We start from the raw sequence: 11551 nt of genomic DNA on the forward strand, positions 1-11551 counted from the left end.
GCCGTTCCTCGCCAGCCACCGCGTGCCCGAGTTCGGCACGCTGAAGGCCGCCGACGGCAGCGCGCTGCATTACTCGATCCTCAAGCCCGAAATGGAGCCGGGCAAGCGGTATCCGGTGTTCTTCACTTATTACGGCGGTCCCGGCGCGCAGCGGGTGACGCGCGGCTGGACCAGCCCGCTGCACCAGGCGATTGTCGACAAGGGCTATATCGTCTTTGTCATGGACAATCGCGGCACCGCCAACCGTTCGCGCGCCTTCACCGACCAGATCTGGCACGCGATGGGCAGCGTCGAGGTCGAGGATCAGGTGATGGCGGCCAAATGGCTGAAGTCGCAGTCCTTTGTCGATCCCGACCGGATGGTCATCCACGGCTGGTCCTATGGCGGCTATATGACGCTGAAGCTGCTGGAAGCCGCACCGGGGCTGTTCGCGGCAGGCGCGGCGGTGGCGCCGGTCAGCAAGTGGGAACTCTACGACACCCATTATACCGAGCGTTACATGGGCGACCCGCGCAAGGTGCCTGACGCCTATGCTCGCTCCGCGACGATCGGCGACGCTGGCAGGATCAGCGACCCGCTGCTCATCATGCACGGCATGGCCGACGATAATGTGTTCCTCGACAACACAACGGCGATGGTGGCGGCGTTGCAGCAACAAGGCGTATTGTTCGAGACCCAGCTTTATCCGGGCCAGACACACGCGATCAGCGATCCGAAATCCCAGCTTCACCTGTGGACCAGCATGTTCGATTTCTTCGAGCGCAGGACATCGACAGCCGGGAAATGACGGTCGAAGTGGACATGGGGGTCGACGGCGCGGGCAAGTCCGTTGCCATGGACCTTGAAGAATTGCTGGCGACCCGTTTGCTGGTTCAGGGTAATTCCGGATCGGGCAAGTCGCATCTGCTGCGCCGGTTGCTGGAGAAGTCGGCCGGTCGCGTGCAGCAGGTGGTGATCGACCCGGAGGGCGATTTCGTCACTCTGTCCGACGCCTATGGCCATGTCGCGATCGAGGCGGCCGACTATGCCGAACGCGAGATCGCGCGCATGGCGGCGCGCATCCGCGAGCATCGCGCATCGGTGGTGCTGAGCCTTGAGGGGCTGGAGGCCGAGGGGCAGATGCGGTGCGCCGCGACGTTCCTGAACGCGCTGTTCGACGCACCGCGCGAGCACTGGTATCCGGCACTGGTCGTGGTCGACGAAGCGCAGTTGTTTGCGCCCGCCGGTGGTGGCGAGGTGGCGGAGGAGGTGCGCCGCGCGTCGCTGGGCGCGATGACCAACCTGATGTGCCGCGGGCGCAAGCGCGGGCTGGCGGGCGTCATCGCCACCCAGCGTCTGGCCAAGCTGGCGAAGAATGTCGCGGCAGAGGCGTCGAACTTCCTGATGGGGCGCACCTTCCTCGACATCGACATGGCGCGCGCCGCCGATCTGCTGGGCATGGAGCGGCGGCAGGCGGAGACGATCCGCGACCTGCAACGCGGCCATTTCCTGGCGCTCGGTCCCGCCGTATCGCGCCGCCCGGTGTCGATCCGGATCGGCGCGGTCGAGACATCGGCGCGCAGCTCCAGCCCAAAGCTGATCCCGCTGCCATCTGCGCCAACCGACATGAAGGACCTGCTGAAACAGGCGGTCGAGGAACCGACGCTGCCGCTGGCCGCGCCGCCGCCGCCCGCAGCGATGCCCGCTGACGAGGTGATCGAGGCGCTGGTCGCCCCGCCGCCGCCGGATGCCACGCCCGCGCCCGCCATCCCGCCGGAGCGCGTGGCGCAGATCGTGGCCGACGTGCTGCTGGCGATCGTGGAGGAAGCCGGATCGGCTCAGCGCCCGGCCGCCGTGCTGTTTCAGGATTATCAGGTCCGCTGCCGCATGGCGGGCCTGGCCCGGCCCCCGCTCGATCTGGAAGCGTTTGCCCGGCGGCTGGCGGCGGCGCGGGCGGGCATCACGCACGGGCTGGAGGATGAATGGGCGCCCGCCATGTCGCTGGCGCGCGCATTGCCGAGCGAAATGCTGGGTCCGTTCCTGCTGGTCGCGCGCGCCGCGCGGGAAGGGGCGCCGTGCCCGTCGGACGAGCGGATCGCGGAGGTTTACGGCACCTCCTCACTGGGCCGCGCGCGGCGGCTGATCGGCTATATGGAGCAGCGCGAACTGGTGGTGTGCCGCACCGACCTTGCCGGCAAGCGTTCGATCGCGATTCCGTCGCTGGGCTGGACCACGGCGGCGGCCTGACCGCATCAGGCCGCTTGTCGCTCCGACGCCCCCCGGCTATCGGCGATTCCCATGATAAAGCACGCATTGCCCCATAATCGCGCCGACGATTTCGCGCGCTGGTATCAGACCGTCATTGCCGAGGCCGACATGGCCGAGGAATCGGGCGTGCGTGGTTGCATGGTCATCCGGCCATGGGGCTATGGCATCTGGGAACGGATGCAGCGGCTGCTCGATGATCGAATCAAGGCGACGGGGCATGAAAACTGCTATTTCCCGCTGTTCATCCCGCTTTCCTATTTCGAGAAGGAAGCCGAGCATGTCGACGGCTTTGCCAAGGAAATGGCGGTCGTCACGCATCACCGGCTGGTCCAGAAGGACGGACGGCTGGTTCCCGATCCAGAGGCGAAGCTGGAAGAGCCGCTCGTCGTGCGGCCCACATCCGAAACGGTGATCGGCGCGGCCTTTTCGCGCTGGGTCCAGTCGTGGCGCGATCTGCCGGTGCTCATCAATCAATGGGCCAATGTCGTGCGCTGGGAAATGCGGACGCGTATGTTCCTGCGAACCGCCGAGTTCCTGTGGCAGGAGGGCCATACCGCCCACGCGACCGAGGCCGAGGCGCGCGAGGAAACGATGAAGATGCTCGAGGTCTATCGCGCCTTTGCCGAGGATTGCCTGGCTGTGCCCGTGGTGGCGGGTGAAAAGCCCGAGAACGAACGCTTCCCGGGCGCGGTCGCGACCTATTCGATCGAAGCGATGATGCAGGACGGCAAGGCGTTGCAGGCCGGCACCAGCCATTTCCTGGGCACCACCTTCTCGTCCGCGCAGAACATCCGTTTCCAGAATGCGACAGGCGAACTGGAACTGGCGCAGACGACGAGTTGGGGCGTTTCGACCCGGATGATCGGCGCGCTCATCATGGTGCACGGTGACGATGACGGCCTGCGCGTGCCGCCACGCGTCGCGCCGTGGCAGGTCGTCATCATTCCCATGCTGCGCGACGGGCCTGAGGACGAGGCGGTGATGGATTATGCGCGCGCGCTGGCGTCCGAACTGAGCCGTCAGACGGCGCTTGGCGAACCCATCCGCGCGATGGTCGACGGCCGCGCGCAAAAGGCGGGTAACAAGCGCTGGGGCTGGGTGAAGAAGGGCGCGCCGGTGATCGTCGAGGTCGGCCCGCGCGACGTGGCGAACGGCAACGTCGCCGTCATCCGCCGCGACCGTCTGTATCAGGACAGCGGCAAGCTCGACACCGCCTTCACCCCGCGCGATGCCTTTGTCGATCAGGCGGCCGGGCTGCTGGCCGAGATTCAGGAGAGGCTGCATGTCGATGCGCGTGCGCGCCTCGACACCGGGATTCGCCGCGACGTGAATGACTTTGCCGGGCTGGAGACGCATTTCGCCGAGGGTGAGCGACATCCCGGCTGGGTCGAGGTCGAATGGGCCAAGCCGACCGGCGAAGAACTGGACAAGGTGGTCGAGCGGTTGAAGGCGCTGAAACTGACCATCCGCAACGTTCCGGGGACTGCGGCGCCCGCAACTGGGCCGTGCATCTTCACGGGCGAACCGGCGGTCGAGCGTATCCTGGTCGCCCGCGCTTATTGATCTGGCACGGACGCTTTCGGAACCGGCAGGAACGGCGGGGATTATTCGCGAGACCCGGTTCAGGAGCGTGCGATGCCCGATTATGTCCGTTATTCAGCCGAGATCGAGACAGTCGCGCCCGATGAGCGCAGCACGATCGACGGGTTGAAGGAACAGTTCGGCCACATCCTCGACGCCACGCTGGCCGATTATGGCCGGGGCGTGCGCGCGGTCCATGCCAAGGCGCATGGCATTGCGTGCGGCACGCTGAGCGTGGTCGAGGGGCTGCCGCGCGAACTGGCGCAGGGCCTGTTCGCCGCGCCCGGCCGATATGATGCGGTAATGCGCTTTTCGACCAATCCCGGCGACATACTCGACGACGCGATTTCGGTGCCGCGGGGGCTGGCGATGAAAGTGATGGAGGTTGATGGCGAGCGGCTGCCCGGCAGCGAGCGCGACACGACGCAGGATTTCGTGATGGCGAATGCGCCCGCTTTCGTCGCCAGGGACGCGAGCCAGTTTCTCTCAAGCCTGAAACTGTTGGCAAAGACCACCGACCGGGTTGAGGGCGGCAAGAAATTGCTGTCCGCCGCGCTGCGCGGGGTGGAGGCGGGGCTGGAAGCCGTCGGGCTGGAAAGCGCGACGCTCAAGACGATGGGCGCCGCGCCGCAGGTGCATCCGCTTGGCGAGACCTATTTCAGCCAGACTGCCTATCGTTACGGCGATCATGTCGCCAAGTTTCAGGTGCGCCCGGTCGCGCCCGCGCTGCTGGCGTTGCGCGATGAGCGGATCGACACCAAAGGGCGTCCCGATGCGATTCGCGAGGATGTCGACGCCGCGCTGACCGCGCATGGCGGCGCCTGGGAATTGCGCGTGCAACTGGCGACCGACCCGGACGCGATGCCCGTCGAGGATGCGACGGTGGCATGGGACGAGGAGGCCAGCCCCTATCGCACCGTCGCCTTGATCGAGATACCGATTCAGCCGGGCTGGGGTGAACGTCAGCGCGCGCTGGACGAGGCGCTGGCCTTTTCACCATGGCACGGACTGGCCGCGCACCGGCCGCTGGGCAACATCAATCGCGCGCGCCGCGAAAGCTATCGCTACTCCGCGGACCGGCGGCGGGAGGCGAATGGTTGTCCGCTGCACGAACCGCTCGGCATCTGAACGGGTTGCCAGCGCGCAAAAGCGACGCCATATGGCGCTTGGGAGTCGGGCGGACGTAACTGTCGCCAACCCGGTCAGGTCCGGAAGGAAGCAGCCGTAACGACCTCGTTGCGGGTCGTTCCGGCTCCCACCCCTGCGATTATTGCCGGCCTCGCGACTCTTGTGTGTAGGCGTGCCCGCCACGCGGATAGGGGTTGATGGCGACGCGCGTGCCCCATTGCCCCTCCGGCCCGCCAAAGCTCGCCCGGTGCCAGTGACCCTGTGGTGCGGAGATGATGTCCCCGGCAGCGGCGGTGAACACGGGCTGCCCCTCGACCTGCAGCGTCACATTGCCCTCCATCACGAACCAGAACTCGTCATAGCCGACGTGGAAATGGCCGAGGTTGGAGGCGGGGGGCGTGGGCGTCGCGCGGCCGCGGATGTTGTTCACGAACATGTGCTGGTCGGCGATGAACGCACCGGGACGCGCATTGGCGGCGATGACGTCCTTGTAATAGTCCAGATAGGGGCGGTGATCCTCGTCGAACCCGCCGGGACCGCCGGTCACGATGCGCTGCTCATATTCCCAGCCCGAAACCTTTGCGGGCGCCGCCGGCGTCACATCGGCGGGATAGAGCGGCATGTCGCTGGCGTCATTGAGCTGGAAATACAGGGCGGGGGTCGAGCCGGTGCTCTCCAGCGTGAAGGGGACGCGCAGCGGCACGTTGATCTCGAACCCCTTGGTGGCGGTAAAGGGCTGTTGCCCCTCCATCGTCACGCGTAATTCGCCGTCCCACACGATGATCGCGGTGCGATTGTCCGAATAGGCAAGCGTCGGCGTCTTGCCGCCGGGGGCCAACTGATGCCAGTCGGCGACCAGATCCTTGTTGCGGATGACCGGCTGCGTCCAGTTCGCCTTGCCCTGATGCATCGCGCGGACATCGGCCAGTTTCCACCAGGGGCGATTGGGTTCGCGCCATGGCGTGTAGGGCGTTTTCTTGGGCGTCCAGGCGATGAGCGGGGGCGGCGGTGCTTCCCGCTGCGCGGGCTTGGCCGCCGGGGGCGCGGCGGGCACGCCCTGCGCCGAAGCGGCTTGCAGCGCGACGGTCGAAACCAGCGCGACCGCGCAGGATGTGGTCCACAGGCGGATGATGCTCAATTTACCCCTCCATTTCTGTTTTGCCGGATCGACCCGGCCAAAGGTTACAGCGCGACTGGCGCGACTTCGGGTTCGATGCCCGGCGGGTGTTCGGCCACCGGTTCGATCAGGCGGCGCGGATCGACCACGGCCCAGGCCAGCGTGCCGACCAGCACGATGACCGCGCCGGTGCCGAATGCGGCGACCCAGCCATATTGCGCCGCGATCCACGGCGTCAGCGACGATGTGAGCGCGCCGCCGATCTGGCAGCCCGCGTTCATCAGGCCCGATACCACCCCGGCATGACGTCCGGCGATGTCGGCCGTGACCGACCAGAACCCGCTTTGCGACAGATAGATCGCCCCGCCACCCAGCGCGAGCGTCATCACCGCCAGCGGCGCATTGTCGACGCGCGAGCCGACCAGAAGGAAGATGCCGGTCAGCACGAACGACACCATCGCCAGCCCCGACCGCCCGGCATACAGGCCATAGCGTTTTGAAATGGCGTCGTTCAGCACGCCGCCCCCAAGACACCCGATGGTCATCGCCAGGAACGGCGCCATGCCGAACAGCGCGCTCGATTTCAGGTCCAGTCCGCGCGCTTCGGCGAGATAGATGAAGAACCAGCTGAAAAAGATCCAGATGACGTAACCGAACGCGAAATAGCTTAGAAACAGGCCCCAGACATTGCGGCTCGACAGGATCGCGCCCCAAGGGATCGCGACCTTTTCCGCAGAAGGTGCCGGGGGAAGGCCGCTTTCGATATGCGCCAGTTCGGCGGCATTGACGCGCGAATGATCCTGTGGCCGGTCGCGCGCCACGACATACCAGATACCCGCCACGATCAACCCGATCGCGGCACAGACGTAAAAGGACGCGCGCCACCCCGCGAATGCAATGACGGCGGTGATGAGCGGTGGCGTCAGGCCCGAGCCTGCGCCGACCCCGGCAAAGATCAGGCCGTTCGCCTTGCCGCGTTCGCCCGCTGGGACCCAGCGCGAGATGAACTGGTTGCTCGACGGATAGACCGCCGCTTCGCCGATGCCGAGCGCGAAGCGAACCAGCGCCAATGTCAGGATCGCATAGCGGCCCTCGGGCGGGACCAGCGCGGTCGCGATGCTGAAAATGCCCCACCACACCAGTGCCCAGGTCAGCAATTTGCGCGGGCCATAGCGTGCGGCCAGCCAACCGGCGGGCACCTGAAACACCGCATAACCGATCAGGAACGCGCTGAAGACCCAGCCGAGCTGAATCTGGTCGATCCCATATTCCTGACGCATCTGGACACCGGCGACCGAAATGTTGGTGCGGTCCAGAAAAGCGACGGCGCTGATGACGAACAACAGGAAAACCAGTTGAACGCGCACTCTCGAGCGTCCGCTATGAGCCATCAACCCCTCCCGTGCTTCGCGGCTCGGGCCGCAAAATATCCTATATGATTCCTGTGTAGGCGCGATATAACCGCCCGTAAAGACCGGTTTGTCCGGCGCACCGATCGGGAGAGGCTTTGTGAAGGTGACCGCACGCATATCGGCTGCAATAGCCGCCGCCGCACTTTGCGCCGTTGCCGCGCCGGGATTTGCCCAGACACTGAACGAGAAGATCGGACGCGACGCACCGGAAAAAATGCGGGAGATCACGAACGTTCACGCCGGTGCCGGCCGGATGCGCTTTGCCCCCCTGCTGGGGCCGGACGCACTCAGCACCAATCTGATTTTCGTGCATCGCGGCGTGATCGCGCCCAAAAGCGGGATCGGACAGCATTATCATAACCAGTGCGAGGAGATGTTCGTCATCCTCGACGGGGAGGCCGAGTTCACCGTCAATGGCCGCACCTCGCGCATCGCGGGACCGGCGGGCGTGCCGGACGTGACGGGTCATGCCCATGCGATCTACAACCCCACCGATCACCCGATCGAGTGGCTGAACATCAACGTCGGCCACACCAAGCGATATGACAATTTCGACCTGGGCGACGCGCGGGAGGGGGCGGCACTCGACCCGGTGCCCCAATTCATGTCGATGCGCCTCGACCGCGCGCTGCTGCGCCCGATGAGCGGGCAGGCGCAGGTCATGTATCGCCGCGTGCTGGAGCCGACGGTGTTCAACACGCCCTGGTCCTATGTCGACCATGTGCTGGTCGCGCCGGGCGGCACGTTCGACGCGGCCAAGCACGCGGACATGAGCGAGATGCTCTACGTCGTGAACGGCGAGGGCGAAGTCACGGTTGCCGGGGAGAAAGCACGCATCGGCAAGGGCGACGCGGTGCCTGTTGATCTTGGGCAGGCGCGCTCGCTGCGTGCGACCGGATCGGCACCGCTGGAATTGATGGTGGTCGGCGTGGCGCGCGATCTGGCAGCGAAGGCCGCTTTCGCCGCCGCGACCGGTAAATAAGGACAAAGGGAGGGATGGTTATGAACAGACGCAATCTTCTGACGCTGATCGGACTGGCGGGCATCGGCGCGGGTCCGGCACTCGCCGCGCGGCCACAGGCGTCGGCGCGGGCCGGGGCAGGCAAGCCCATCGTGCTTTACTGCGACCTGGCGATCGACCCCGCGCGCGAGGCGGAGATGTTGCGCGCATTCGAAACGCGCTTCCGCCCCGCCGCCGAAAGTTTCCGCGGGCGGGGCTTTATCGACCTCAAGATGCTGAAAATCCGCACGGTCATTCAGGGCGGTCCGGCACCCGCGCCGGGCATCAACTATCGCTTCCAGTTGACCTATGAGAGTGAGGAACAGCGCCAGGTCTGGGTCAAGTCCGACATCCATCAGGAAGTCTGGCCGCTGATCGAGGATACGGTGCTGAACAAGGACTATCTGGTCCTGCTGACCGATGCCGTTTAAGGCTGGGAGAGTGGACATGAAGGCATTTGGTTTCGCCGCGACGGCGATTGTCGCACTCGCCGCCGCGTCGCCCGCGCAGCAACCGGCACCCGCCGCCCCGTCGCGGATCGATCGCACCGATCCCGCGCTCGACGCGCTGATCGCGCCCGATGCGAAGGTCGAGCGCGTCGCGACCGGCTTCACCTTTACCGAAGGGCCGCTGTGGCATCAGGGCAAATTATGGTTCTCCGACGTGAACGGCGACAAGCTGCGAACCGTCGACCGGCAGGGCAATGTCGTCGAACTGCTCGACAATTCGGGCGGCCTGCCCAATCCGCCCAAGGGCAAGAGCATCGGGTCGAACGGACTGGTGCCCGCCGCCGACGGCAAGGTGCTGATGGCGCAGATGGGCGCACGGCGGATCGTCAAAGTGGATGCGACGGGCAAGGTGACGCCCTTTGTCGACCGGCTGGACGGCAAGCGGCTGAACAGCCCCAACGACATGGTGTATGCGCCCGACGGGTCGCTGTGGATCACCGATCCGCCCTTTGGCCTGTTCAACGGTATGGACAAGGACCCGGCCAAGGAACTGCCCTTCAACCCGGTGCTGCGTTATGCGAACGGCAAGCTGACCGCGCCGATCACCGATCTGGTCCTGCCCAACGGCATCGGCCTGTCGCCGACCGGCGACACGCTCTATATCGCCGATTTCGGGCAGGCGACGATCTTTGCCTATCCGATGGCGCCGGGCGGCAAGCTGGGCGCGCGGCGCACCGTGTTCACCTTTCCCAAGGAACCGGGTGGCGGTGCCGACGGGCTGAAGGTCGACAAGCGCGGCAATATCTGGGCGACCGGTCCCGGCGGCGTGTGGATCATGACGGCGGACGGCAAGCAGCTCGGCCGCATCCGCCTGCCCGAAGTGGCGGCGAACCTGGCCTTTGGCGAGGGCGGCAACGCGCTGTGGATCACCGCATCGACCAGCGTTTATCGCGTGCCGATCAAGGGCGTGGGCATGCTGCCACGCTTTGCGAAGCAATAGAACGGTGGGGGCCGGGTGCGACCGGCCCCTCAATCCACGCGGGTCAGCTTCGCCTTGAAATGGGCCTGCCGCGCGGCATAGCCCGCCGCCGACGCTTTGAGCGCGGCAATCGCCTCGGTCGACAATTCACGCACCACTTTTGCCGGTGCGCCGACGATCAGGCTGCCGGGCGGAAAGGTCTTGCCCTCCGTCACCAGCGCGCCCGCGCCGATCAGGCAATCGTCGCCGATCACCGCATTGTTCAGCACTGTCGCGCCCATGCCCACCAGCACGCGGTCGCCGATGGTGCAGCCATGCAGGATCGCATGATGGCCGATGGTGCAGTCGGCGCCGACGGTCAGCGGCACGTCAGGATCGGAATGCAGCATGCACCCTTCCTGCACATTGGTCCGGTCGCCCAGCACGATCGGGGTATTGTCGGCGCGGATGACCGCCCCGAACCAGATGCCCACTTGGGTGCCCAGCCGCACGTCGCCGATCAGGTCGGCGGACGGCGCCACCCAGCTGTCGTCCGGCACCTGCGGCTGCCGGCCGTCAATCGCATAGAGCGGCATCAGGGTTGCGCCGGCGCGTCACCGCCGGGGGCGGCCAGATTGGCGGCGAGATAGTCGACCATCACCTGTTGCTCCTCCGGCTCCAGTTCGGCGCCACGGTCGATCATCGACTGGACGGTCGCCGCCCATGCGCCGGGCGTCTTGCGAACCGACGTGACCTGTGCCGTCGAATGGCAGAAACCGCAACGTTCGTTGATGAGGTCGAGGCCCGGACCGGCGGGCGGCGCTGCCGCCTGTTGTCCGGCGACCGCCGTGCCGACGCCACCGGCAACGACGATCAGGATGGGGAACGCAAGGTTACGAAACGACATGCTGCACCTCATGGCAGGGCATAGACGACCACTTCGTCGGCGGTCGCGGGTTGAAAGGCAAAGCCGCCGGTCGCGACGACGGCCAGCGCCTGTCGCCCGTCCGCCATCTGATAGGTCATCGGCGTGCCGTAATTCGATGCGGGCAGGCGATCCTTCCACAACAGCTTGCCGCTGCGGGTGTCGAACGCGCGGATCATCGAATCGCGCGTCGCGCCGATGAACGTCACGCCGCTGGCGGTGGTGATCGGCCCGCCCGCGCTGATGCCGCCCGCATCCTTGAGCGCCGGGTCTTCATTGTCGCCCAGCACGCTGCGCCAAGCGACATCGCCGGTGTTGACGTTGACCGCGACCAGCTCGCCCCAGGGCGGCTTGCTGCACGGATTGCCCGTTTCGGGGTCGAGGAAATAGGCATAGCCCGATTTCAGGCCCCAGGTGCCATCGGGCTGCTGCGCCATCTGCTGCGGGCTGGCGAGATTGTTGATGTTGACGACATACAGCCCGGTTTTGGGATCGAACGACCCGCTGCCCCAATCGATGCCGCCGAAACTGCCGGGAAAGAACGCCACTGCCGAATCGGCGCGCAGCGGCTGAAACATCTTGCTGCCGACCACCTTCATGTCGGCGACGATCTTGTCACAGGTGGCGCGAAGCGCCGGAGGGCCTTCGACCATTTCGTCCATGTCGAACGACAGGCGGCTGAGCGGCGCGGGCTTGGCGGGCATCGGCTGCGTCGGCCAGGGCTGCTCGCCGGG

12 protein-coding genes and 1 other RNA gene are annotated in these 11551 nt (G+C 66.1%); 8 read left to right on the forward strand and 5 right to left on the reverse strand.

From position 1 onward, the window contains the following. The 5 genes from VL973_RS05910 to ffs form a co-directional block, all read left to right on the forward strand. The coding region (locus VL973_RS05910; RefSeq protein WP_325283105.1) for an alpha/beta hydrolase family protein at nt 1-787 on the forward strand (787 nt) is incomplete at its 5' end. Further along, complete coding sequence (locus tag VL973_RS05915) at nt 784-2226, forward strand: ATP-binding protein (RefSeq protein ID WP_325283106.1); 1443 nt, start codon at nt 784-786, stop codon at nt 2224-2226. The genes VL973_RS05910 and VL973_RS05915, both read left to right, overlap by 4 nt. Nucleotides 2227-2277: 51 nt before the next feature. Then, nucleotides 2278-3810, forward strand: a complete 1533-nt coding sequence (proS, locus tag VL973_RS05920; RefSeq protein ID WP_325283107.1) for a proline--tRNA ligase — start codon at nt 2278-2280, stop codon at nt 3808-3810. Nucleotides 3811-3882: 72 nt separating this feature from the next. Beyond that, nucleotides 3883-4956: a catalase family protein gene (locus VL973_RS05925; RefSeq protein WP_325283108.1), complete on the forward strand. Its 1074-nt coding sequence runs from the start codon at nt 3883-3885 to the stop codon at nt 4954-4956. A 37-nt stretch (nt 4957-4993) separates the two neighbouring features. Beyond that, an RNA gene (gene ffs / locus VL973_RS05930) (signal recognition particle sRNA small type) lies at nt 4994-5091 on the forward strand. A gap of 4 nt (nt 5092-5095) precedes the next feature. Here ffs and VL973_RS05935 read toward each other — a convergent pair. Both VL973_RS05935 and VL973_RS05940 read right to left on the reverse strand, forming a co-directional pair. Next, nucleotides 5096-6094 (reverse strand): cupin domain-containing protein, encoded by a 999-nt coding sequence (locus VL973_RS05935; RefSeq protein WP_325283109.1) that lies wholly within the window; start codon nt 6092-6094, stop codon nt 5096-5098. Nucleotides 6095-6138: 44 nt separating this feature from the next. Beyond that, nucleotides 6139-7464 carry an MFS transporter gene (locus tag VL973_RS05940; protein ID WP_325283110.1) on the reverse strand — a complete coding sequence of 442 codons (1326 nt, stop codon included), beginning with the start codon at nt 7462-7464 and terminating at the stop codon, nt 6139-6141. Between the two features lie 118 nt (nt 7465-7582). On the opposite strand from VL973_RS05940, the gene VL973_RS05945 reads away from it, so the two are divergent. Genes VL973_RS05945 through VL973_RS05955 form a run of 3 tightly spaced genes read left to right on the forward strand, consistent with a single transcriptional unit; the run spans nt 7583 to nt 9934 of the window. Beyond that, on the forward strand, nt 7583-8467 hold the full coding sequence (locus tag VL973_RS05945) for a cupin domain-containing protein (RefSeq protein WP_325283111.1): 885 nt from the start codon (nt 7583-7585) through the stop codon (nt 8465-8467). Nucleotides 8468-8487: 20 nt separating this feature from the next. Then, on the forward strand, nt 8488-8916 hold the full coding sequence (locus tag VL973_RS05950) for a hypothetical protein (RefSeq protein WP_325283112.1): 429 nt from the start codon (nt 8488-8490) through the stop codon (nt 8914-8916). A gap of 16 nt (nt 8917-8932) precedes the next feature. After that, complete coding sequence (locus VL973_RS05955) at nt 8933-9934, forward strand: SMP-30/gluconolactonase/LRE family protein (protein ID WP_325283113.1); 1002 nt, start codon at nt 8933-8935, stop codon at nt 9932-9934. A 29-nt stretch (nt 9935-9963) separates the two neighbouring features. On the opposite strand, the gene VL973_RS05960 is transcribed toward VL973_RS05955, so the two are convergent. The 3 genes from VL973_RS05960 to VL973_RS05970 form a co-directional block, all read right to left on the reverse strand. Further along, a complete protein-coding gene (locus tag VL973_RS05960; RefSeq protein ID WP_325283114.1) occupies nt 9964-10488 on the reverse strand; it encodes a gamma carbonic anhydrase family protein in 525 nt (174 codons plus the stop codon). Beyond that, nucleotides 10488-10799, reverse strand: a complete 312-nt coding sequence (locus VL973_RS05965; RefSeq protein ID WP_325283115.1) for a hypothetical protein — start codon at nt 10797-10799, stop codon at nt 10488-10490. Before VL973_RS05965 ends, VL973_RS05960 begins: the two co-directional genes overlap by 1 nt. 8 nt (nt 10800-10807) lie before the next feature. Continuing rightward, nucleotides 10808-11551, reverse strand: a 744-nt coding sequence (locus VL973_RS05970; protein WP_325283116.1) for an outer membrane protein assembly factor BamB family protein, incomplete at its 5' end; no start/stop codon positions are given.

The organism is Sphingomonas sp. (genome assembly GCF_035490575.1).
In the GTDB taxonomy this organism is placed as follows: domain Bacteria; phylum Pseudomonadota; class Alphaproteobacteria; order Sphingomonadales; family Sphingomonadaceae; genus Sphingomonas.